Consider the following 25,485-nt stretch of genomic DNA (forward strand, 5'->3'; position numbering starts at 1 on the left):
TATAATACAAATTGTCCCACCGTTTCAAGGGCAAAATTGTAAAAATTTACACAAATATCCCATTTTGAAGGTATTTTTTTACACACTTCACACAAGTATCGGAAATTCAATGAAAAACGTAGTTCCCATATACTTTCTACTTTCAATTTGCACAGTTCCACCCAAAGACGAAATGGCTGCATGTACCACATCCAAACCAACACCCCGACCAGAAAACATGGTGGCATTGCTTCTTGTTGTGAATCCTGCTCTCAATAAAAAGGCATAGACTTCACTGTCTTCATATTCCTCTGGTGATTTTGTAAGCAACCCTCTTTTCCATGCCAAAGTCAAGATATCGTCACGATCCAAACCTTTTCCATCATCACGAAAACTGACATACACACGTTCTGCTGTTTTGCGTATTTCCAAGGAAATTTCACCCACTGGGGTTTTACCCATTTGTTCCCGTACATCTGTATGTTCCAAGCCATGATCCATACTATTACGCATCATATGCAACACTGCCATTGAGATTTTATCATAAATATCCCTTGGCACCTCTGTTCCAGCACCAGAAACACGCACAGAAAACTCCTTGTCCAATTCTCTACCCATCATTTCTGCCACACGTTGCATTTGTGGTATCAAGGAAGCAAAGTCTGTATAGGGTATTCTCTGCTTTCCTCGACGTGTATAAGCGATTTGGTAGCTAGGACCTTCTGGTTCATTGTCGCTATCCACATGTGCCAAGAAGTTTTGAATCCTTCTGACCACTGCCCAACCAAAGTCTGTCACTTCATCCTCTGTTTCCATACGTCTCAGTTCTCGCTTCAAATAACCAGAAACCATACGCAACAATTGAAAACTGGTTTCCATATCTTCTGGTTTGATGTTTTCTTCTTCTCGCAAGAAAGAAAGCAAATCTTCTGCCCTATGTGCCGTTTCGGAAATGGGTGGCAACCCCATCATTGCTGATGAGCCTTTGATGCTATGCATGGTACGCAACAATCCATTGAGTTCTTCTTCTTCCATTGTGATGATTTCTTGGGCTCCTTTGGCTTCAATAAAATCATCCAACTTATCGATATTTTTCCAAGTTTCTTCTAAATATATATCAAGTAAAAAATCTGCATTTTCCACTGGTCATCACCTCGACTTTCTTTGTACTGTTTATCTTTTAGTATAGCTTGATTTATGGTATTTTTCCATATCTAATTTTTACGATTTTATTACAAATTACATCCTACTTTTTGCCTATTCGTTCAACCTTCCGCTATTTTACATTTTTTCTTACAATTTATTGAAAAAAATCGGTTCGCATATGTAAGGATACTGTTTTTTGTGGTATACTGAAAAAGAATAGATGAAAAGAGTTGTAAAGCAAAGGATGGTGTTTTGAATGAAAACAATTGGTATCGTTGCAGAGTATAATCCCTTCCATAAGGGACATGAATATATGATTCGAGAAGCAAAACGTAAAACAAATGCAGACCGTGTTGTGGTGGTTATGAGTGGTAACTTTGTGCAACGTGGTGAACCTGCTATGTTTGACAAATGGTTGCGTACCCAAACCGCTTTGGAGCATGGTGTGGATATGGTTTTGGAATTGCCTGTGCTATTTGCTTGTGCCAATGCTGAAACATTTGCCAGTGCTGCTGTTCGTATTTTAGAAGAAACTGGTATTGTGGATGTATTGTGTTTTGGTTCTGAAAGTGGCGAATTGGAACCCCTTGCAGAAGCTTCTAAATTGATGGGTGATGAAACAGAAGAATTTAGACGTTTGCTGAAGGAATACTTAGACCAAGGTATGTCTTATCCTGCTGCAAGAGCAAAGACATTGGAATTGATTTCCAACATCAACAGTGAAATTTTGAGCCAACCAAATGATATTTTGGCATTGGAATATTTGCGTGCTTTGGATCGTTATCGTTGTAGAATGGAAGCTATGACTGTCAAACGTGAAGGTGCTGGCTACCATAGCGATGATTTGGATATGACATATGCATCTGCTTCTGCCATTCGTGGTTGTATCTTAGAAGGCAACCCACAATTGGCAATGCACCAAATTCCAACAGATGCTGGTGAAGTCTATTTACGTGCTTTGACCTTTGGTGAAGCACCTGTTACATGGGATAATTTGGTACATGCACTCCACTACAAATTGCGTAATATGACTGCTCCTGAAATTGCAGAGATTTTTGAAGTGACAGAAGGTTTGGAAAATCGTATTCTCCACAGTTTGGATACTTGTTATTCCTTTGCAGATATGATTCCATTCATCAAATCCAAACGCTATACTTGGACGAAAATCCAACGCATTATGCTCCACATCCTATTGGATATTAAGACTTCTGAAGTGGATTATTTCATGAAGAAGAGTCATATGCCTTATGTTCGAGTTTTAGGCTTTAGAAAGGATTCTGCTGACATCCTTGGGGATTTGACCATCAATGCCAAATGCCCTGTTTTGACCAATTTGAAGAAGGCTTCTGAAGTGTTGCAAGATGATGGTTTGCATCTTTTGGCTGTAGAAAAATTGGCAACCGATTTATATGTTTTGGGCTACCCAGATGATGGCAAACGTGCACCAAATCAAGATTTCACCAAACCTATGGTGATTATTTGATGATTTGCCACAATACAAAGCACCACAACAATATATAAAATAATTTTTAGGGGCAGATTTTTATATCTGTCCTTTTTTGATACAAAAAAACAAGATGTAAGTTACCCTACACCTCGTTTTGATTTAATTTATTCTTATTCTGCTGCTGCAAATTCAACCAACAAATCCCCTTGGCTGACTTTTTCACCTTCAGATGCGTACAATTTATCAATAACACCATCTTCTTTTGCAACAATGGAAGTTTCCATTTTCATTGCTTCAACAGTGAGAAGTTGTTGATTTTTTGTAACCACATCGCCTTCTTTGACAAAGACTTTGCTGATGGTACCTGGAATTGTGGAACCCAAGTGAAGTGGGTTATCCTTATCTGCTTTTTTCTTACCATCACTCTTAACTTCCAAGTTTTTATCCAATACTTTGACAACACGAACAGCGCCGTTGATTTCAAAGTTCAATGTACGATAGCCTTCAGAATCAGGTTCAGATGCACTCATATATTTGATGAGCAAGTTTTTACCTTCACCAATTTCAATGGAGGTTTCTTCCCCTTTTGCCAAGCCAAAGAAGTACACATCACTGGACAATTTGGAAACGTCTGTGTAGTATTCCCAATGGTCACGATAGTCTTCGTATACTTTAGGATACAAAGCATAGCTGGTCACATTTCTTGGGTTGACACGTTTTTGATTGTAGCGATCTTTCAAATGTTTTTCAATGGCTTCCAAATCCGCTTCTTCCATCAAAGCACCTGCTCTACCTTCAATTGGATCTTGATCTTTCAATACAATTTTTTGCAATTCTTCTGGGAATCCACCTTCTGGTTTACCAATGTTACCAATGAAATAATCGATTACAGAATCTGGATAGGACAAGTCTTTGCCTTCTGTCAAAATATTTTCTTTGGTCAAGCCATTCTTGGACATGAAGATTGCCATATCCCCAACCACTTTGGAGGAAGGTGTTACTTTTACGATATTACCAAGCAAATCATTTGCATCTTTATAGAGATGCTTGATTTCTTCAAATTGGTCAGCAGAACCCATTGCTTTGACTTGTGCCAAAAGATTGGAGTATTGACCACCTGGAATTTCGTATTTGTAGATTTCTGTATTTGGTGTTTTCATTTCACTTTCAAAGCCTGTGTAGATTTGACGAACGCCATCATAGTAGTGGCTGAGTGCTGTCAATTGGTCTGTATCCAAGCCTGTATCACGTGGAGTACCTTTCAAGGCTTCTACAACTGCATTCATGGATGGTTGGCTTGTCAAGGAACTCATGGATTGTACTGCCAAGTCCACAATATGCACCCCTGCTTCTGCTGCCATCAATACAGAGCTGACACCATTACCTGTGGTATCATGTGTATGGAAATGCAATGGAATATTGAGCTCAGATTTCAAAGCAGAGAACAATTCTTTCGCTGCATATGGTTTCACCAAACCAGCCATATCTTTGATTGCAAAGGTATGACAACCCAAAGCTTCCAATTCTTTTGCTTTACGCACATAGTAATCCAATGTATATTTGCTTTCATTTGGATCTAGGATATCACCTGTGTAGCAAATTGCACCTTCTACGATTTTACCTGTTGAGAGTGCTTCTTCAATTGGCATTTTCATATTTTCCACCCAGTTCAAACTGTCGAAAATACGGAATACATCCACACCTTGTTCTGCGGAAACTTTGATGAATTCTTTTACCACATTATCAGGATAATTTGCATATCCAACTGCATTAGATGCACGCAACAACATTTGAATCAAAGTGTTTGGCATTGCAGCAGACAATTGTTGCAAACGAACCCAAGGAGATTCTTTGAGGAAACGATATGCCACGTCGAATGTAGCACCACCCCATGCTTCTACAGAGAAGCCATTTGCCATTGCCATATTGGTTGCTGGCGCTGCTGCCATCAAGTCATTGGTACGCAAACGAGTTGCCATCAAAGATTGATGTGCATCACGCATGGTGGTATCGGTTACATACAATCTCTTTTCGTTCATCAAACTTTGTGTAAAGTCTTTTGCACCCATTTTCAGGAACAAATCTTTGGAACCTTCCACCAAGATTGTGGAACCATCAGAATTTTTACCAAATGTTGGTGCTGTAATGGGTTCAAATTCTGGTTTGTGACCTTTGGATTCATTTACAATTTGATTGCCAATGAATTCTGCAATACGAGTTGCTCTATCTTTTGTATGCACCAAGTCAAACAATTCTGGTGTACTTTCAATAAAGGTTGTGGTACATTTTCCATCATTCCAAATATCGCTTTGCAACACATTGATGAGGAAAGGAATATTGGTTTTGACACCACGCACACGAGTTTCTTTGATGGCACGTACTGCTTTGTGAGTTGCACCTTCAAATCTTCTGTCAGTTGCAATGATTTTTACAAGCAAGCTATCGTAGAATGGTGTGATTTCTGCACCTGAAGAAGTGCCACCATCCAAACGAATCCCTTTACCAGCTGGAGAACGATATACGTTGATTTTACCTGTATCTGGCAAGAAATTGTTTGCTGGATCTTCTGTTGTCACACGCAATTGGATGGAATATCCATTGCAATGTACATCTTCTTGAGAATCAATGCCAATTTCTGGTGTAGAAAGAGGGTATCCTTGTTCCACCAAAATTTGTGCTTGCACAATATCAATACCTGTTACTTCTTCTGTTACGGTATGTTCCACTTGGATTCTTGGGTTCATTTCAATGAAGTAGTAGTTTTCATCTGCATCCACCAAAAATTCCAATGTACCTGCATTTTTGTAATTTACATGTTTTGCAAGACGCACTGCATCTGCAAAGATATTTTCACGTACAGAATCGCTTACTGTAAAAGCTGGTGCAAATTCCACAACTTTTTGATGGCGTCTTTGTACGGAACAATCACGGTCATACAAATGCACCACATTTCCATACATATCACCCAAAACTTGTACTTCAATATGTTTTGGATTTCTAAGGTATTTTTCTACGAAGATTTTATCATCGCCAAATGCTTTTTTTGCTTCGTTACGTGCTTCTGCAAACTCTTTTTCCATTTCATCTGCTTTGTTGACGATACGCATACCACGACCACCGCCACCATTGCTTGCTTTCAACATAACAGGATAGCCAATTTGATCAGCAACTTCCAAAACTTCGTCTAGGCTTCTGATTGCATGGTCAATACCTGGAATAATAGGCACTTTACATTCAATTGCCATTTGTTTAGAAGAGATTTTATCACCCATTGCATACATAACATCCACTTCTGGACCAATGAAGGCAATGCCTGCTTTTTTACAAGCAGAAACAAATTCTGGATTTTCAGACAAGAAACCATAGCCTGGATGGATTGCATCTGCACCCTTTGCTTTTGCAATGCTAATGATATACTCAATATCCAAATATGCATCAATAGGTCCTTTTTCTGGATTCAACATATATGCTTCATCTGTTTTGGTACGGAATAGAGAATATTTATCTTCTTTTGAGAAAATCCCAATGGTTTGGATTCCCAACTCATTCAAAGCACGGTACACACGAATGGCAATTTCGCCACGGTTCGCCACAAGTACCTTCTTGAACTTTCTAATTTGCACTTCTTGCATATGATACCTCCTACTTTCCTATGTATTGTTCACTGGATTGCATATTTTAAAATTGCATACAAAATGGTTTTGCCAAATTGTGTCTAAATCATATTATAATACACCTTTTGCTATTCGTAAACTAAAAATATACACCACAACCCATAAGTAAAACTGATACCACTAAATCATACATGAGTCATGGACGTTTTGTGTCCCAGTCTATGATAGAAAGACATTTTTCCGTTTATTGTGGAATTATTTGACATTTCCTACAATATAATGGAGGATTTGTGCCAAATTTTTGAATTCCATCACTTGGATATGTTCCCATTTTTTCTCTTTGACTGCTCCTTTTGCCACAAACACCTTTGTGAAGCCCATACGATCCAATTCCTTGATTCTAACCTCTGTGGATGGTACTTTTTTCAGTTCACCTGTCAAACCAACATCTGCCAAAAATGCCCAATCAGAAGGCAATGCAATGTTTTTCACAGCAGAAGCAATGCTCATAAGCACTGCCAAATTGCCACTTTGTTCCTTCAATTGCAAGCCACCTGTTGTTTTAGCCACAACATTTTTATCATACAATTTGATGCCACCACGTTGTTCCAAAATAGAAAGCAAAGTGTTCAATGTATCCTTTTTCATAGTCTCACTGATACGAGATGGATATGGTGTAAAGGAATCTGACACTAGGCTTTCAATTTCCACCACAACTGGACGTGACCCTTCTCTGAGAACCGTTATGGCACTGCCAGAAACTGCATCTTCTGCATTTCTTTTGGTCATAAAGTACTCTGAAGGATTGTCTACTGAAGTCAAACCTGTTTCTTCCATGGTAAAGAAGCCCATTTCGCCAGTATTGCCAAAACGATTTTTGGTGGCAACCAGTGCACGAAGCTCCTGATCCCCTTCCAAAACAAGAACTGCATCCACCAAATGCTCCAAAGCACGCACACCGACAATTTCATCATTTTTGTTCATTTGACCAATCATAAGCGCTGCTCTGGGACGAGATTTGTTCTTTGCAGTGTGCACCAAAGCAGAAGCACATTCCATGGTTTGTGTGGGATTTCCTGCTCGTGATGGTAAAAATTCTGCCAAAGAAAATGTTTGGATACTATCCAAAATAATGAAATCTGCATCCACTTCTGCGATACATTCCAACACACGATCCATAGAAGTATCGGCAAGAACCCAGATATTATCTGCTATTTTTTGCAATATACGATTGGCTCTGCTTTTGATTTGACTATCGCTTTCTTCACCAGAAGCATACAACACACGAAGCCCATCTTCAGCCAATTTCCCTGCAATCATCAAGGATAACGTGGATTTCCCACCACCAGGAGGAGATGTGATGATGGTAACTGAATCTCTGACAATTCCACCACCCATAACTCGATCGAATTCCATAATGCCTGTTTTCAGACGTTCTTCTCCACGAATTTCTACTTCTGACAATCGTTGTATTGGTTCTCGAGGTGTCACCACACCACCACTTTTACCACTTGTTTTTTGTACTGTGGATTCTGCAAGGGTATTCCACTCATCGCAATTTGGACATTTCCCCATCCATTTTGTGGTTTGGTAACCACAAGAACTGCACAGATACATGGTTTTTGTTTTCATTGATTCACCTCCAAAGTTTATTTGTTTTTTGTTATTATTTAGTATACCATAAAAGCGGAGAAAGCGTGGTACAAAGGAAACAGTTCTTTCACTTGTGCAAAGTAACTGGTTCTTTTGTACCATCATTTGCGTAGCAAATGTATCCAAGCACTCGCAGAGTGCTGGATATTTTCTGGTTTTTTGTCAACATTATACCACATATTCTTGAAAGATTGTTACATTTCTATCATTTTATCAATACATAAAAAAAGAAGTAGATTTCTCTACCTCTTTCATTTGTCTCTCTTTTAAAATAAGTATTCGCAAGCCTGAAACAGCGGGTGACCACACAGAGTCACCCCTACACCTTATTGTACGTACATCGTCGGGTTTCGCTTATCTTGAAAAAAGACTCATTTGTTTCAATTCAATTATTCTTTTTCAGATGCAGTGCCCAAGGTTTCACCCAATTGGAATTCTACATATTTTTTGATCAACTCTGCACATTTGTCTCTACCCACACGATCGCTATTGATGAACAAATCATAGTTGGTTGGATTGGTCCATTCTTTGCCTGTATAGTATTTGTAATAATCTGCACGATATTTATCTGTTTTTTGAATAAGTTGGTTTGCTTTTGCTTCTGAAACATACATCTTTTCCACAACAGATTTGATACATGCTTCTCTTGGTGCATCCACATAAATACGATATACATTATCATAATATTCCAAAACATGGTCTGCACATTTTCCAACGAAAATACAAGATTGTGTCAATGCCAAAGAACGAATGATTTGTGCTTGCAAATTGAACAAATTGATATCTGAAATAAAATCTTTTTCATTTGGAGAAACAACATCCTTATGTGGAATCCCTTTCAACATTTTGATGAAATGGTTTCCTCGTACTTTTTCGTCTGTATCGTGAAACAATGCACGATTGATGCCACTTGCATCAGATGCCATATCCAAAATTTCATTTTCATACCATGGAATTCCCAACAATTTGCTCAAATCCTGTGCAATGCTCTTTCCACCACTGCCAAAACCTCTGGCAATTGTGATTACATAATTTCCCATTGTAATTGCCTCCATTTCTTCTGTTATTAGTCACCTAGATATGCTTTTCGTACTGCATCATCATGAAGCAAATCACTTGCTTTACCAGACAATACAATATTACCTGTTTCCACAACATATCCTGTATCTGCAATTTGCAAAGCTGCATTTGCATTTTGTTCCACCAACAAAATTGTGGTGCCATCATTTCGAATTTGTTGGATGATTTCAAAAATTTCTTCTACAACAATCGGAGCCAACCCCATGGAAGGTTCATCCAATAGCATCATTTTTGGTTTTGCCATCAATGCACGTCCAATTGCAAGCATTTGTTGTTCCCCACCAGAAAGAGTTCCTGCCAATTGGTTTCTTCTTTCTTTGATTCTTGGGAACCAGTCAAATACCTTTTCCATATTTTCTTTGATTTCCACTTTGTTGCTTTGCAAATATGCACCCAAAAGTAAGTTTTCTTCACAAGTTTGATCCCCAAACACACGTCTACCTTCTGGTACTTGGCTGATGCCTGCACCTACAATTTTGTGTGGTGGAATGTTGCTGATGATTTGATCATTGTATGTAATGCTTCCGCTTTTGATGGATTCCAAACCACTGATGGCACGCAATGTAGAAGTTTTGCCAGCACCATTGGCACCAATCAAAGTTACAATTTCTCCATCTTTGACTTCCAAGCTGATGTCATGTAGGGCATGAATTGCTCCGTAAAATAAGTTTACATTTTCCAACTTTAACATAATTATGCCCCTTTCCCGAGATATGCTTCGATTACTTTTGGATTTTTTTGAATGCTTTCTGGTTCCCCTTTTGCAATGATTTCACCAAAGGACAATACATAGATGTATTCACACACATTCATAACCAATTTCATATCGTGTTCAATCAACAAAACAGAAATTTTGAATTCTTCTTTGATCCAACGAATCATTTCTGTCAGTTCTGCTGTTTCTTGTGGATTCATACCAGCTGCTGGTTCATCCAACAACAACAATTTGGGTTCTGCTGCCAAAGCACGTGCAATTTCCAAACGTCTTTGTTCCCCATATGGCAAGTTTTTTGCAAGTTCATTTGCTTTGCCATCCAATTTCATAATTTTCAAGAAATTCAAGGCTTTTTCTTCCATTTCACGTTCTTCTTTGATTTGTTTTGGTGTATGCAAGATACAGTCCAACAAATTGGTTTTGCTTTGGTAATTCAAACTGGTCATAACGTTTTCCAAAACCGTCATATCCTTAAACAAACGGATATTTTGGAAAGTACGTGCTATTTTTTTGGATGTGATATCGTATGTTTTTGTACCATCGATACGTTCTCCAGAAAATTCAATTTTACCAGATGTGGGTACATAAACCCCAGTCAACATATTGAACAAAGTGGTTTTACCTGCACCATTTGGTCCAATCAAACCAACCAAGTTGTTGTCTCCAATTTCCATATCCACTTCTGAAACAGCAGTCAAGCCACCAAATTTTATGGTCAAACCTTTTACGTCTAACAATGCCATATCATTCGCCTACCTTTCCATTGTTTGCTGTTGTTTTCCCTTTGCCACCTAATTTTTTGAAGAGATTGATGATGCCTTTTACTGTAATTTCTTTTGTTCCCAAGATACCAGATGGTCTGAAAATCATAAGTCCTACAAGCAAAACAGCATAAATCAACATACGATATTCTGCCAAAGCACGCAAAGATTCAGGTAAGATTACAAGCAACAAAGTACCTACAACTGTACCAGACAAAGAACCCATACCACCCAAAACAACGTATGTAATCATATCGAAGGATTTGGAATAGTTGAAGGTAACAGGGTCAATGAATGTATTGAAATGTGCATACAAACCACCTGCCAAACCTGCCATTGCACTACCCAAGATGAAAGCTGTCATTTTGTATCTGGTTGGATTGATCCCCATTGCTTCTGCTGCAATTTCATCTTCACGAATGGCTTTGATTGCCCTACCTTTTGTGGTGTTGATGAGATTACGCAACAATGCAAAACATGCTGCTGCACAGAAGAAAATAATCATAAAGCTGGATTTGACAGGAATACTGGTCATACCCCTAGCACCACCAACATAGTCGATGTTTTGGATGACAACCTTGATGATTTCCCCAAAACCAAGGGTACAAATTGCCAAATAGTCACCACGCAAACGAAGAATTGGATATCCAATCAAGCCTGCAATGATACCAGCTGCAATGATGCCCACCAACAAAGAAATTGCAAATGGAGCATTGAAATTTTGTGTCATAACTGCTGAGAAATATGCACCAATGGACATAAATGCTGCGTGTCCCATAGTGAGTTGTCCTGTGAACCCAAGGATCAAGTTCAAACCAAATGCTGCAATCATAAAGATACCAGCACTTTTTAAAATACGTAAATTATAGCTATCGATGATACCACGTTGCACCAAGAAGATGACGATACCATATACCGCTGCCACACCAATCAAATTGATGATATATTTCATATAGATTTTGGAAATGCTTGTTTTTGGACTTGTTTTGTCTACTGTTGTCATCTTTTACACCTTCTCTCTTGTATTTTTACCGAATAGACCGGTAGGTTTTACCAACAAAATAATGATCAATACTGAGAAAGAAATTGCATCTGAGAAACCAGATGATATATATACTTTGGACAATGTTTCAATCAGTCCCATAAGAACGCCACCGACCATAGCACCAGGAATAACACCAATACCACCGAGTACCGCTGCAACGAAGGATTTGAGCCCTGGCATAACCCCCATAGCAGGTGTCAATTTTGGATACAAAAGACCTACGATTACACCAGCAGTACCTGCAAGAGCAGAACCAATTGCAAATGTAATGGAAATGACTTTATTGGTGTTGATACCCATAAGTGCTGCTGCATCACGATCGAAGGATGTGGCTCTCATAGCACGTCCAACCTTTGTTTTCTTAACTAGAAGTTGCAATAAAATAGAAAGTACGATTGTTGTCAAAACGGAAATGATTTGATAATTGCTGATGATGACATCACCAAACTTATATGTTTCCAAAGCGAAAATTTCTGGGAAAGCCAATGTGTTTGGTCCTGCCAAGAAATCTGTTTTGATGAGATTTTGTAATAAGAGTTCTACACCCATTGTGGTGATAAACAATGTTACTTTTGGTGAATTTCTAAGTGGCTTGTATGCAATTCTTTCGATGGTTACACCAAGCACTGCACAAGCTGCCATTGCAAATAATAAAGTTCCTGTAAACCCAAATCTTAGGGTACATACAGCAAAATAGCCAGCGTAAGCACCTATCATATAGATGTCACAGTGGGCAAAGTTGATGAGTTTGATAATTCCGTATACCATAGTGTATCCAATGGCAATGAGGGCATATACAGAACCCTGACATATCCCATTGATGATTTGTTGTAATAACGTCTCCATATCCTCGCTCCTATCTTAGTGTTTTCGTTCTTTTCAATAATAAAGTCACAATGAAAGATAAAGAGGCTTATATGCATGAAGAAAATCTCTTTATCTTTCATTGAAACTAATAAAAGCGACTTGAAATTTCTCCCAAGCCGCTATGTATCTAAGATGCTATAACCCTTAGCCAGCTGCGATTTCTGTTACGAATTCAAATGCACCATCTACTACTTGGTTGATGATTACGTTTTTGATAGGATCGCCCAATTCGTCGAATTTGTAGTTTGTAGTACCACAAACTTCATCCAATTCGTTCATTGCTGCAACGATTGCTGCATCATCAGTTGATGTACCTGCATTTGTCATAGCTGCTGCTGCAATGTATACTGCGTCATAAGCCAATACAGAGAAGGAACTTGGATCTTCACCAAATGCTGTTGTATATGCATCCACAAAACCTGCCAAAGCATCAGATTTGATGGAAACGTGGTCTGTGAAATAGGAACCTTCTACAGCGTCACCACCGATGCTAATGAGGTCAGGAGAAGACCAGGAGTCACTACCAAGCATCTCGATTTCCAAACCGATTTCTTTTACTTGTTTTGCAACCAAACCAACTACATCGTAGTCATCAGGAACATACAATACTTCTGCACCAGAGTTTTTGATTTCAGTCAAGTAAGATTTGAAATCTGTATCCCCTGTGTTATATTTACCTTCGTAAACAATTTCGCCACCAAGACTTGTGAAGGTTTCAGAGAATGTACTGGAAATACCAACACAGTAATCTTTACCTACATCGTACAACATAGCAACTTTTGTCACACCCATATCTTCATAAGCAAACTGTGCACCAACACTACCTTGTAATGGATCGATAAAACAAGCTCTAAAGATGTAGTCGCCACCTTCTTCTGTTACTTTGGAGTTTGTGGAACCAATGGAAATCATCAAGGTTTCGCTATCTGCTGCAATGGAAGTCATTGCCATAGAACAGCTACTTGCATATGTACCAAGAACTACGTCTACTTTGTTTTGTTCAATCAATTTTGTGATTGCATTTGGAGCAGTTGCTGGTTTGTTTTCATCATCTTCAAAGATTGGTTCGATTTGTTTGCCCAAAACACCGCCAGCTGCATTGATTTCATCAATCGCCAATTGTGCACCATTTTGCATAGCAGCACCGATATTTGGAACACTACCTGTAAGTGGCAAAACAAAGCCCATTGATACGGTGTCGCTTTCTTCTGCTACTGCTGCATCACTTGTTGTACTGGTTTCCACTGCACTTTCTTCGCTACAACCTGCAAAACAGCTTGCACACAATGCCATGGCACCGACTGTTGCTACTACTCTTCTTAAGTTCTTTTTCATAACAGTATCCCCTTAAACTTCAACTCTTCTTTTGTCATATAAAAAAGGCATTACACGAGAGTTTTATCCCCCATATAACGCCTTTGTTATATCTTGTATGGTAGTGGTTACCATTCCAATCATACAAGTTCTTGGAATGTTGCGATATGGAATGCACTGCTGATTTTCTCCTGCAAAGTGTCATTTCTCTTTCGCTGAATCTATGTTAGCTCACCATTTTCTTTTTGTCAATTGCAAATTCACATATTTATGATTTTTGTAATTTCCGTGTATATTCTGTGAAAATCACTATTTTTTTCTACATTAAGCATATTTTATTTTGCGTACATTTGTATTTCACCAGTGGAATTGTTGTGCTGATTGCATATATTTCTTATCTTTTTCTCCATTTTTCCATATTGTATTTGTTATTTTTGTTAGATTCTGTCATTTGCATGCAATTTTATTTTTATTAATTCTAGCAAAAGACTCGGTTTCTAACTGTCTATTGTATTAAAAAAAGTGCCAGCCCATTTGCCAGCACTTTAGAAGTTTCAAATTATCCAATTTTTTCAACTGCAACCTTTGGTGTACTACCTTTGAGTTCCACATTGAATGTTACTTTTCCTGCCATATTTGTTTTGACACGCCCTACATTCACATCGTCAATCAAAATTTTATATTCTGCAGAAGGATCCATTTCCATTGTCACTTGGGCATCTTCCACGCCTTCTACTACAAAATATGTACCAGTTTCTTTGACCACAAAATCATGTACAGTGACACCAGGAACAGATTCCAAAATCATTCTACCATTTTTTTCAAGCTTTGTGATTTCTTTGAATGTTTTTACTTTATATAAATCCCCATGTACTTCAAAATCTAGGACTTTTTTCTTTTCATCCATCAAATAGTTACCAAAACTCAAAGTACCATTTTCTTCTAAGCGGATCAATTCTTCAATTACTGCCATTTCCATTTACCTCCTAAATAAATTTATATTGGATTGCAACTTCTTGCAAATAAGCCATTTCTCATTTCTATTGATGTTTCATTATACCACAAAAAATGTCATTGGTATATATCAAAATACATGAAATACACACCGAAAATATTGGAATTATGATTAATTTGAGTCAAATCGTAAAATTTCATGTTCCTCCATGGAAAATTTATCCTTTTCTGTAATTTCTCGTAACACTCTACAAGGATTTCCCACCGCAATGACACCTGATGGAACATCCTTTGTCACCACACTACCAGCACCAATGACAGAGTTTTTGCCAATGGTTACACCCGACATGACAATGACACCTGCACCCAACCACACATTGTCTTCTATTGTAATTGGCTCTGCGTATTCAATGCCTGCATTGCGTTGCTCATGATCCAGTGGATGTTCTGCTGTAGACAAGCAGCAATTTGGTGCAATGAACACATGATTGCCAATTTTCACCTTTGCACCATCCAAAATCACTAGATTGTGATTTGCATAGAAAAAATCACCAATTTCAATATTGTAGCCAAAATCGCAGTAAAATGGCTGTGTGATACAACAATTTCCACCCAATTTTCCAAGAAATCCACGCAAAAGAGCTTCCTTTTTTGTCATATGAGAAGGCATGATTTGATTGTATTGAAAACAAATATCTTTACCACGCCACAAATCATTATATAGGTTTTTGCCTAGAGTATTTTCCATATTTACCTCATATATCCTACAGGTGGATATAGAATCCACCCCTACAAGTGCAATATATTCCTCTTATTTTTTCACTTTGCGGAAGGTAAAGCCACCTGTTTTCACACCAACAGACACCTTATCGCCACGTCCAATGTTTCCAAGTAAAAATTCTTCTGCAAACACATCCTCAATCTTGGTTTGGATTGCACGTCTCAGCGGTCTTGCTCCATAAGCCTTATCGTAATTTTCCTCGGCAATTTTTGCAATTGCTTTGTCTGTGAAATGCAAGGTGATCCCCATATTTTCATTGACACGTTTTGCAAGTGTTTTGGCAAGCAAACCAACGATTTCTGCCACTTCCACTTGTGTCAATGGATGGAACACAATGGTATCATCAATACGATTCAAAAACTCTGGTTTGAAGGTTTGTTTCACTTCTTCCATAACCAATTTTTTCATATGTTGATAGTTTTCTTCTGCTGTTTCGCCACTGGTAAAGCCCAAACGTTTTGGTGTGATGATATTTCTAGCACCTGCATTGGAAGTCATGATGATGACTGTATTTTTGAAATCCACAATACGTCCTTGACCATCTGTAATGCGTCCATCATCCAAAACTTGCAACAATACATTGAACACTTCTGGTGCTGCTTTTTCAATTTCATCAAACAAAATCACAGAATATGGATTTCTTCTGACCTTTTCGCTAAGCTGACCACCCTCTTCATAGCCCACATATCCTGGAGGTGCTCCAACCATACGTGACACACTATGTTTCTCCATATATTCCGACATATCAATGCGAATCATAGAAGATTCATTGCCAAAGAGTGCTTCTGCCAATGCTTTGGAAAGCTCTGTTTTACCAACACCTGTAGGTCCCAAGAATAAGAAGGAACCAATGGGTCTATTGGGGTCTTTGAGCCCTACACGACCTCTACGCACTGCTTTTGCAACTGCTTGGATGGCTTCATCCTGACCAATGACACGTTTGTGCAACACTTTCTCCAACTCCATCAAACGCTTGCTTTCTTCTTCTTGCAAGCTTTGCAAAGGAATTCCTGTCCAACGTGAAACCACTGTTGCCACATCTTCAAAGGTCACTTGGTGTTGGAATGTTTGTTGTTCTGCTTCCCAATCTGCTTTTGCTTGTTCCAATTTGGCTGCAATTGCCACTTGTTCTTTTTTGATTTTACCTGCTTTTGCAAAAGATTCTTCTTTGATGGCAGCTTCTTTATCCAACTCCATTTGTTCCAATTTTGCTTCCCACTTTTTCACTTGTGTCGGTGGTACAAAGGTATCCAAACGCAAACGTGATGCCGCTTCATCAATCAAATCAATTGCTTTGTCTGGTAAGAAACGATCTGCTACATATCGCATAGAAAGACGCACTGCACCTGTGATGGCTTCTTCTGTGATACGCACCTTATGATGCAATTCATATTTTTCTTTGAGTGCTTGCAACATTACAATTGCTGCTGTTTCTGTTGGTTCTGCCACATCCACAGGTTGGAATCTACGTTCAAATGCTGCATCTTTTTCAATGTGTTTGCGATATTCTCCAATTGTGGTGGCACCAATCAACTGCAATTCACCACGAGCAAGGGATGGTTTCAAAATGCTAGATGCATCAATGGCACCTTCTGCACCACCAGCACCAATAATGGTATGGATTTCATCAACAAATAAGATAATTTCACCATCAGCACGCACTTCATCCAACACCTTTTTCATACGTTCTTCAAATTCACCACGGTATTTGGAACCAGCCACCATAGAAGATAAATCCAAACTGAAAATCTTCTTATTTTTCAAGATTTCTGGTATGTTGCCTTCTGCAATTTTCATGGCAAGCCCTTCTACAATTGCAGTTTTGCCAACACCAGGATCACCGATCAAACAAGGGTTGTTTTTCATACGTCTACTGAGCACTTGAATGACACGTTCCATCTCTGGTTCACGTTCCACAATTGGGTCAAACTCTTGGTTCTTTGCCATTTGTGTCAAATTTCTGCTATACTTTTCCAAGGTTTCCAATGGGCTTTTTTCTTCTTTTTTCTCTTTGGGACGCATCCCTTTTTCTGATTGCATTTCTGATTCTGTAACGCCAATCATTTGCAACAACCCTTGGTATACCACTTGTCGACTCACATCCAAATCACGCAAGATGTTGGCTGCAACGCTATCTTCTTCACGAATCAACGCAATTAAAATATGCTCTGTTCCAATCAATTCTGATTGCATGTCTTCTGCTTCTGTTTCTGCTGCTTCCAAGATGCCCTTTGCTTTTGGAGTGTATCCAATGGTGGCACCCATTCTGGTATGATTGCTTTGCATATTGATCAAATGCTCCATCACTTGGTGATACAACACATTCTGTGCTTCCAAGGATTTTGCTGCAATGGAATCTTGCACCAAAGTCAAACCCAGTAAAATATGCTCTGTTCCAATATACGAATTCCCCAATTTTGCTGCTGCTTCTTTTGCACGAAATAGGGCTTCTTCTGCTTTTTTTGTATAGTTCATTTCCACAAAATCACCTTCCTATTGTAGCCATATGGCTTATATTGTCAAAATAAAAAAATGTGCTTTTACTTATTATATTATCCACCATTATAATATACAATCAGCAAAAACACAAAGTTCTTTTTCTTAAGTTTTTATTTTTCCAATTTAGAATGGATATTATTCTGTTGTTTTCCTGTTATTATGCTTATTTTGTGTAGTGGCTGTTGATGACGGCAGGAGCAAGCCCCTGCCCTACAGTTGTGGCATATTTGAACTTTGCGGCTGTTTATGACGGGATGTCGGGGACGCCATCTCCTACAAACATACGCCAACGCACTGTCATTCAGAGGAGCACAGCGACGAAGAATCCTTGGTTTTGCGGTCGATTCGTGAATCGCCCCTACAAGTGTAATGTATTTAAGGTTTTTATTTTTGTAGGGAGCGATGCCCTCATCGCTCCGCTGCTACGTCAAATATAAATTTTCTGTATCTTGAAATTTTCCAATACCCATCACTACTCTCTTTGTTGGTTTCATTTGAATCCAAAACTTTTCCAATCTGGTAAATCCACAAATCGCCAAGGTTTCTTGGTAATAGGATGTTTGCCAGACAAAGAATAGGAATGTAGTGCAATATTGCCACGTACACGCAGTTTTTTATTGTACTTCTGGTCTCCATAGATGGGTGTGCCTACCTTTGCCATTTGCACACGAATTTGATGGTGTCTACCAGTTTCCAAGGTGATTTCTGCCAAAGTCAGCTCCATATCCCCTTGTTTTCCTTCTTCCAACACTTCATAATGCAAAATTGCTTTTTTGGCACCCTTTGTACCTTCTGCCACCACTTCTGAAAGATTGGTACGCATATTCTTCTTGAGATAATGCACCAAAGTTCCTTTTTTATCAGGCAAATAGCCACACAACACCACTCTATATTTTTTCTCAATTTGTCCAGATTCCATTTGTTTTGCCAAATTGCCAGCAGATTTTTTGGTTTTGGCAAAAAGCAAAATACCGCCCACAGGTCTATCCAAACGATGGAGCAAAAACACCTCTGTTCCACAATGGTTGGTCACTTCTGTGAGCAAATCCATATCCCCTGTTTTGTCTGGTTGGGTTGGCATTCCTTGTGGTTTGGAAACTGCAATCATTTCTATATCTTCATAAATCACACGTAAATCCATTTTACACTTCCTTCAAAATCATAGCCGATTTTTCTGGCAATTCTATTTGCAAATGACCTGCTTCCACAACAAACTCCGCTGTTTCCACATGGAATCCATTGATTTTACTGGTCAATAGAGAAATCATACAGCTTTGTTCTTCCACTTCCATTTGCCAAACAGGAATGCTCACTTCCTTCTTTTCTTCACAATTGTTGATGAGAATTAAGCATTTATTTTCTTCTATAAAACGTCCATATGCAAGAATGCCTTCTTCACCAGACAAGCCCTTCAAAGAACCATGTCTTAGTGCTTTGTTTTCTTTGCGAATGCGAATACATTCCTTATGGAAATCAATCAAACTTTGGTCTTCTGCGCCCCAAGGGTATGTTTTTCTGTTGTCTGGATCTGTCCAACCAGCAACACCTGCTTCATCCCCATAATAAATGGTTGGAGAACCCACCCATGTCATTTGCAACAAAACCGCTTCACGCATCACTTCTTTGCGAATGCCTTCTATTGCTGCTGCACTGCCTGCTGTATGGAGTCTACCTACTTTGCCATTGGTTCTCGTTAAGAATCTGGAATGGTCATGGTTAGATAATTCATTCATTGCCAAATAAATGGATTGTACAGGCAATTTTCCTGTTTGGTATGACATGCTACCCCAGAAAACAGCTGTGTTGTTGTACATATTATCTCTGCGTTCTTCACTATGTTTGGAAACACCTGTCAAAAACCATGTCACAGGTTCCATAAATGCATCGTAATTCATGATGCTATCCCATTCATCGCCACCAAGCCAGTCCATGGCATCTCCATAATGCTCTGCCAAAATCACCGCTTCTGGATTTGCTTGTTTCACTCGTTTGTTAAATTTTTTCCAAAATTCATGGTTGTATTCTCTGGTGTTGCCCAAGTCTGCTGCCACATCCAAACGCCAACCATCGGCATTGAAGGGTTCTGACACCCATTTCTCACCAATACGCAAAATTTCTTCTTCCAATTCTTTGCAATGTTCCATATTGAGTTTTGGATGATTTTTATGACCCCACCAACCATCGTAGGTGCCATCTTCGTTCCAGTAGAAATAGTCATGATATGGGCTTTCTTCATTTTCCAAAGCACCATCACCATAAATGCCTTCACCATCCAACCATTTGTGAAATGCACCACAGTGATTGAACACACCATCCACCACCACACGCATACCTCGACTATGCGCTTCTTTCACCAAGTCTGCAAACAATTGATTGCTTGCTTCCAAATTTTCTTTGTTTGTTACAATTTCTGCATATGTTTGTGGTTTGCCATCTTCTCTTGGAAAAATCACACCCAAATGTGGGTCTACATAATCGTAATCCCCAATATCGTATTTGTGATTGCTAGGAGATACAAAAATAGGGTTTAGATACAAAACTTCGATACCCAAATCTTCCAAATAATCCAACTTTTGCAGAATCCCTTGCAAATCACCACCATAGAAATGACGATAATCTCCATCTACAGGATCGTCAAGCCATGCTTCTTTTTGCATGACTTCTTCTTTCAAGTATTCATACTCTCCAGTGTACACATCATTTGTCACATCCCCATTACAGAAACGATCTGGGAAGATTTGATACATGATAGCACTCTTTGCCCAATCCGGTGTTTGGAAATCCTTCACAATGGTAAACCAACCTTCTGGACTATAAAAATCAAATGCACCATATTTTGTGTAATATAAAGTAGCATCTTCTGTTTGTACACGGAAATAATATGAAATATTGCGATCTGTTGGAGGAAGCTCCACCATATAATATGTGAAACAACCGCTATGTGTTTCCACCTTCATGGGACGTTCACTTTTTTCTGTACACAAAAAAGCAGATGAGATGGTTTTATATCCTGTCCGCAATCGTATGAAAATAGAGTCCTCTTTTGTGGGCTCTACTGGTATTCTATAAAATTCTGATTCATCGCTAAACAAAGCCTCTTTGTAGAACATCGGCTCACTGCCCAAAGCGAATTTCTTTTCTTGCATTTTGCACCTTCCCAACTAAAATTCGGGTAAAATTTCCTGTTTTTCCCAATTCCTTATTTTTTGCAACACTAAGAATAGTATACCTGTTTTTTGTACATTATGTCAAATAAAACCCTAGAAAAACCTGAAAAAAGTCTATTTTTCCATACGAAAAAGGACAGTCTGCCGATGACTGTCCTTTTCCAAAAAGAGAAGGTGTTTCTTATTTGGGGTTTTATACGAAAATTCGTATACATGAAAATATTGGGGAGTTTTCACAAACCCATTATAGCACGTGGGACAAATTATGTCTAGTGATTTTTTTAACTTTTTTAAATAAAGTATACAAAAAACGTTATTTTTTTCTCAATATATCTACGAAAAATTCATTTTACAGATTAGCTTACAAAATCTGACAACAATTTGATGAGATTCTCTTCTCCATAGACATAAATTCCTTCTTGCAATTGTTTTTGTTCACGCTCTGGTAGGACTGCAATTGGAATAGACGTTTTTTCTTTCATCTCCAATTTCATATCTTCATTTTCATAGAACAAAGTGACACATCCATCATAAATTGCCAAAAGATATACCTCATCGCTCTTTTTTTCAATTTTACAACGCAGAATCACTTTATCTGGTGAAAACAAAATCAATTGCCAATTGGGGTATATGCTTTCCAATTGCTCTCTGGTCAATCCAACCAAAAAATCTGGTGTCACCTCCTGTTGTTCTTTTAAGGTATGATCCTTCGTATAATAATATTGATAAATCAATTGTCCATCTGTTGCAATGGTATTTGTCTTTTGATTCACCTCCATAGATTCTTCCAAGGTAATCTCCATTGGTTCTTCTGCCACCATATCTTGGGTACCACGTCCATAGAAATAACCAATGCATGTACTTAAGAAAAAACTGAGAATTGCCACTAGTATGGTTTTCTTCTTCATATATTCCACCTCAATGAGAGTATGGACAATTTTTACCAATTCTATACAAAGAACATATGTATTTCCTGAAATTCCCACGCATTTTTAATGTGAATTTGATGTAAAGTTTCTTGTATTGCCCTTTATTGTATGATACACTTACCTCTGTAGGAACATTTCTTGAAACTTTTGGCTTACATTGAAAGCCAATCATATATTGAAACGAAAGGACGTATGCTCTGTGCAAAAAGCACTATTTTCCAGCAGAAATTTTTCACTGCCAAGTAACGACGATATGATTACAGAATTTTATAGCTGTATTTCTGATTTGCTCCAAAATGAACGAGTACAAAAATTAGATGAACATGTGCAACATTGTGATACAAGCCGTTTGCAACACTGCATCAATGTATCCTATTATAGTTTCCGATTGAGCTATGCTTTGGGTTGGGATTACAAATCTGCTACACGTGCTGGTTTGCTCCACGATTTGTATTTTTACGATTGGCGTACCAACCATAAAAAAAGAAGCTATCACGCTGACTGGCACCCTCGTGTTGCCCTAGACAATGCACGTAAGATTACTTCCCTCAACAAAGTGGAACAAGATGCAATCCTCAAACATATGTGGCCATGTACTATGGTACCCCCTAGATACAAAGAATCTTATGTGGTGACTGCTGTAGATAAAATGACTGCGATTATGGAAATTTCTGAAAAGCTATACAATCGTTATATTTGGCGTAGAGTTGCTGTTTCTGCTAAAGTTTAATCTCAAATATAAAAGAACCGTAAGTACATTTGTCAGTGTACCTACGGTTTTTCTTTGTTTATTTATTCTATTACTTCCATTGGACGTACAAATCGTCTGCTGACCACCAATGCAATACAAAACAACACCAATGTCACATAAATCACATTTGTATAGGAACCTGTTTTTGCAATGACAAAAGCACTGATTTGGTTGCCTGTCAGACCTGCCACTGCCCATGCAGATAAAGACAAACCATGAATTTTACTGACATTCTTCATGCCAAAACAATCAGATAGTACTGGTGGCAAACAACTGAATCCTCCACCATAACAAGCATTGATCAGTAGAATCATCGCCACCACCAAAGCCACAATTTGATGCTCAATTGCGCCAAATGCAGCAACACCAGCACAGATGGCAATGGATATCAATAATATGATACGAAATACAAGACTTCGCATTTGCAATTTATCGGATACTGCTGAAAATGCCACACGTCCCAATACATTAAAGGCTGCACTCAAAGAAGATATGATGGCAATGGTACCAACGCCTACACCCATAGCCAAAAGAATGCTTTTTTCTTGGGAAATGATGGCAAGTCCACAAGAGATATTGATGTAAAACACAAACCAAATGCTGACAAACACTGGATTTTGGAACATTGTCTTGTTGTTGAAATTGGTTTTTTCTTTGGATTCTGACCAACCTTTTGGTTTTTGAATCAACCAATGCCCCAATAACATAGAACACAAAGAAATGCCACCTAGGATATAGAACATCACTTCCAAGCCAACAGCATCCATCAAATACACCATAACTGGACTTGCAATAACCTTTGCCAGACCAAAACCTGCAACTGCAATGCCTGTGCCAAGACCTTTGTTTTTGGCAAACCACAGCATCAAGGTTTTCACAGGTGTCAAATATCCAAGCCCCAAACCAATTCCCATAATGATACCATAGGATATGTAGATTCCAATTAGGGATTGCAGTCGAATGCAAATGCCAGTTCCAATCATACCAAGGGTAAAGAACATTGCCGATAGCAGTGATGATCGTTTGATATCACGTTCCACAATATCTCCTGCCAAAAATGCAGACATACCCAAACAAAAAATTGCCAAACTAAATGCCCATTCTACCTGACCATTGGTTGCGCCAATTTGCATTGCAATTTCTGCTTTGATCAATGACCAACAATAAACCGTTCCAATACAGCAGTGAATCAATAACGCCGGAATTGCAGCTCGCATCCATTTGTTTTCCAACATAGCCTTCATGATCAATCTCCTTTTGTCATCCAATTAGAATATATACCATATATGTAGTTAGAAGCAAATTATAACACAACATATTGTGTTTTTACAAGAAGAAAATTGTGTTTTTTTGAAAAATATAAAATCCCCCATCCAGTAGATGAGGGACTTCAATTTAAGTTATTTTTTTTTGATGAATTCGTCTTTGAATTCACCATTTTCATAGAACAAAATACCATCAATATAGATTTTACCACCATCACGCATACTGGTGATCATATCCCAATGGATGGAAGATTCGTTTTTGCCACCTGCTTCTTGGAAGGATTCTCCAATTGCCATATGGACAGAACCACCAATTTTTTCGTCAAACAAAATATTCTTGGAATGTTGTTGAATACCATAGTTGGTACCAATTGCCACTTCTCCAAAGAATCTGGAACCTGCGTCTGTATCAATATAGGACATCAACTCTGGAAGCATATCCATATTTTTGCAAGTTACACCCACAATTTTACCATCTTTCACATCCAAACGAACATTTTCAAATTCATTGCCATTCATAATGGAAGGATATGAGAAGGTAATGTATCCATTGATGTTATCTTCTTCTGGTGATGTGAATACTTCGCCATCTGGGAAGTTTTCTTTGCCACAGCAATTGATCCATTTGCGACCCTTGATCCCCACACGAATATCCGTATCCTTTGTGATGATGTGCAATTCTTCATGTCCATCTAAGAAATCCACCCATTTGTCTTGCAATGCTTCGATTTCACACCATTTGGCAACAGGATCTGCTTCGTACAAGTACCCTGCTCTATATACAAACTCTTCGTATTCATCTAAGCTCATACCTGCATTTTGAGCATCTCCATTGGTTGGGAATTGGGTGCCACACCAACGCAAAGAACCATCACCCATACGTTTGGAATAGATTTTACGATTTTCTTTGTTTGCAAGACGACGTTGTTTCAATTTTTCACCTGCAATACTTTGGAAGGTTTTCACATTGGCAGTACCCCAAGCACTCAGCCAAACATCACTGGAAGCACACGCACCAAAGCGAATGTTTTCCTTTGCATATTGTTCTTCTGAACCGTTTTTTAAAACCTCTGCGTCCACTTCTGGCACATCGATATAGTATTCCACAATGCCACCAGCTTTGGTTGCTGCTTTTGCCACTGCTTTGACAAATGGCAATGCACAATCTTCCGCAGAAATGGCAACCCTATCACCAGCTTTCACACCAGTGGAATAGTTGACCAATACTTCTGCTAATTTTTCTAGTCTATCATCTTTCATATGGTATCTCCTTTTTCTTTGTTTTTTGTGTTGTGGCTGTTCATGACGGCAGGAGCAAGCCCCTGCCCTACAATTGTAGCATATTGAAACAATTCGCAATCTGTAGGGGTGGATTCCATATCCACCCGTTTGTTTTTTCGGGCGATTCGTGAATCGCCCCTACAACGGCGTATTTGCGTTTTGTGGCGATTTATTACGTGATGCCTGGGACGCCATCCCCTACAATTGTATCATATTTACGCTTTTGGGTTTTTGTAG

19 protein-coding genes are annotated in these 25,485 nt (G+C 38.6%); 2 read left to right on the forward strand and 17 right to left on the reverse strand.

Annotated features, from left to right (window positions below; genetic code table 11):
* Positions 1-87 precede the first annotated feature (87 nt).
* A complete protein-coding gene (locus MJY40_RS09970) occupies positions 88-1,122 on the reverse strand; it encodes an ATP-binding protein (RefSeq protein ID WP_317854096.1) in 1,035 nt (344 codons plus the stop codon).
* A gap of 259 nt (positions 1,123-1,381) precedes the next feature.
* Here MJY40_RS09970 and MJY40_RS09975 point away from each other — a divergent pair, with 259 nt between their 5' ends.
* On the forward strand, positions 1,382-2,608 hold the full coding sequence (locus MJY40_RS09975) for a nucleotidyltransferase (protein ID WP_317854097.1): 1,227 nt from the start codon (positions 1,382-1,384) through the stop codon (positions 2,606-2,608).
* Between the two features lie 134 nt (positions 2,609-2,742).
* On the opposite strand, the gene MJY40_RS09980 is transcribed toward MJY40_RS09975, so the two are convergent.
* From MJY40_RS09980 to MJY40_RS10045, 14 genes are all read right to left on the reverse strand, one after another.
* On the reverse strand, positions 2,743-6,204 hold the full coding sequence (locus tag MJY40_RS09980) for a pyruvate carboxylase (protein WP_317854098.1): 3,462 nt from the start codon (positions 6,202-6,204) through the stop codon (positions 2,743-2,745).
* Positions 6,205-6,441: 237 nt separating this feature from the next.
* Positions 6,442-7,818: a DNA repair protein RadA gene (gene radA, locus MJY40_RS09985; protein WP_317854099.1), complete on the reverse strand. Its 1,377-nt coding sequence runs from the start codon at positions 7,816-7,818 to the stop codon at positions 6,442-6,444.
* Between the two features lie 410 nt (positions 7,819-8,228).
* Positions 8,229-8,879: a cytidylate kinase-like family protein gene (locus MJY40_RS09990; RefSeq protein ID WP_317854100.1), complete on the reverse strand. Its 651-nt coding sequence runs from the start codon at positions 8,877-8,879 to the stop codon at positions 8,229-8,231.
* A gap of 26 nt (positions 8,880-8,905) precedes the next feature.
* Entirely contained in the window at positions 8,906-9,616 is a 711-nt protein-coding gene (locus MJY40_RS09995) for an ABC transporter ATP-binding protein (protein WP_465221466.1), read from the reverse strand.
* Positions 9,613-10,377: an ABC transporter ATP-binding protein gene (locus MJY40_RS10000; protein WP_317854102.1), complete on the reverse strand. Its 765-nt coding sequence runs from the start codon at positions 10,375-10,377 to the stop codon at positions 9,613-9,615. Before MJY40_RS10000 ends, MJY40_RS09995 begins: the two co-directional genes overlap by 4 nt.
* A gap of 1 nt (position 10,378) precedes the next feature.
* Entirely contained in the window at positions 10,379-11,398 is a 1,020-nt protein-coding gene (locus MJY40_RS10005) for a branched-chain amino acid ABC transporter permease (protein WP_317854103.1), read from the reverse strand.
* A 3-nt stretch (positions 11,399-11,401) separates the two neighbouring features.
* On the reverse strand, positions 11,402-12,286 hold the full coding sequence (locus MJY40_RS10010; protein WP_317854104.1) for a branched-chain amino acid ABC transporter permease: 885 nt from the start codon (positions 12,284-12,286) through the stop codon (positions 11,402-11,404).
* 165 nt (positions 12,287-12,451) lie between these two features.
* Positions 12,452-13,642 (reverse strand): ABC transporter substrate-binding protein, encoded by a 1,191-nt coding sequence (locus MJY40_RS10015; protein ID WP_317854105.1) that lies wholly within the window; start codon positions 13,640-13,642, stop codon positions 12,452-12,454.
* A gap of 538 nt (positions 13,643-14,180) precedes the next feature.
* Entirely contained in the window at positions 14,181-14,594 is a 414-nt protein-coding gene (locus MJY40_RS10020) for an endosialidase (protein ID WP_317854106.1), read from the reverse strand.
* Positions 14,595-14,747: 153 nt separating this feature from the next.
* Entirely contained in the window at positions 14,748-15,323 is a 576-nt protein-coding gene (locus tag MJY40_RS10025; RefSeq protein ID WP_317854107.1) for a sugar O-acetyltransferase, read from the reverse strand.
* 63 nt (positions 15,324-15,386) lie between these two features.
* Positions 15,387-17,831, reverse strand: coding sequence for an ATP-dependent Clp protease ATP-binding subunit (locus MJY40_RS10030; protein ID WP_331488164.1), 2,445 nt, complete (start codon positions 17,829-17,831; stop codon positions 15,387-15,389).
* A 514-nt stretch (positions 17,832-18,345) separates the two neighbouring features.
* On the reverse strand, positions 18,346-18,996 hold the full coding sequence (locus MJY40_RS10035; RefSeq protein WP_317854109.1) for an RluA family pseudouridine synthase: 651 nt from the start codon (positions 18,994-18,996) through the stop codon (positions 18,346-18,348).
* Between the two features lies 1 nt (position 18,997).
* The gene (locus MJY40_RS10040; protein ID WP_317854110.1) at positions 18,998-21,001 is read right to left on the reverse strand and encodes a glycoside hydrolase family 13 protein; all 2,004 of its coding nucleotides are present in this window, start codon (positions 20,999-21,001) and stop codon (positions 18,998-19,000) included.
* A 377-nt stretch (positions 21,002-21,378) separates the two neighbouring features.
* Complete coding sequence (locus tag MJY40_RS10045) at positions 21,379-21,930, reverse strand: BofC C-terminal domain-containing protein (protein WP_317854111.1); 552 nt, start codon at positions 21,928-21,930, stop codon at positions 21,379-21,381.
* Positions 21,931-22,150: 220 nt separating this feature from the next.
* Between MJY40_RS10045 and MJY40_RS10050 the strand changes: the two genes are divergently transcribed.
* Entirely contained in the window at positions 22,151-22,681 is a 531-nt protein-coding gene (locus MJY40_RS10050; RefSeq protein WP_317854112.1) for an HD domain-containing protein, read from the forward strand.
* 62 nt (positions 22,682-22,743) lie between these two features.
* On the opposite strand, the gene MJY40_RS10055 is transcribed toward MJY40_RS10050, so the two are convergent.
* Together MJY40_RS10055 and MJY40_RS10060 are read right to left on the reverse strand one after the other, a co-directional pair.
* A complete protein-coding gene (locus MJY40_RS10055; protein ID WP_317854113.1) occupies positions 22,744-23,946 on the reverse strand; it encodes an OFA family MFS transporter in 1,203 nt (400 codons plus the stop codon).
* 156 nt (positions 23,947-24,102) lie between these two features.
* Positions 24,103-25,227: an aminopeptidase gene (locus tag MJY40_RS10060; RefSeq protein WP_317854114.1), complete on the reverse strand. Its 1,125-nt coding sequence runs from the start codon at positions 25,225-25,227 to the stop codon at positions 24,103-24,105.
* Positions 25,228-25,485: the final 258 nt, after the last annotated feature.

Origin of the sequence: Chakrabartyella piscis, from assembly GCA_030067835.1 — a bacterium.
Taxonomy (GTDB): Bacteria; Bacillota; Clostridia; order Lachnospirales; family Anaerotignaceae; genus Chakrabartyella; species Chakrabartyella piscis.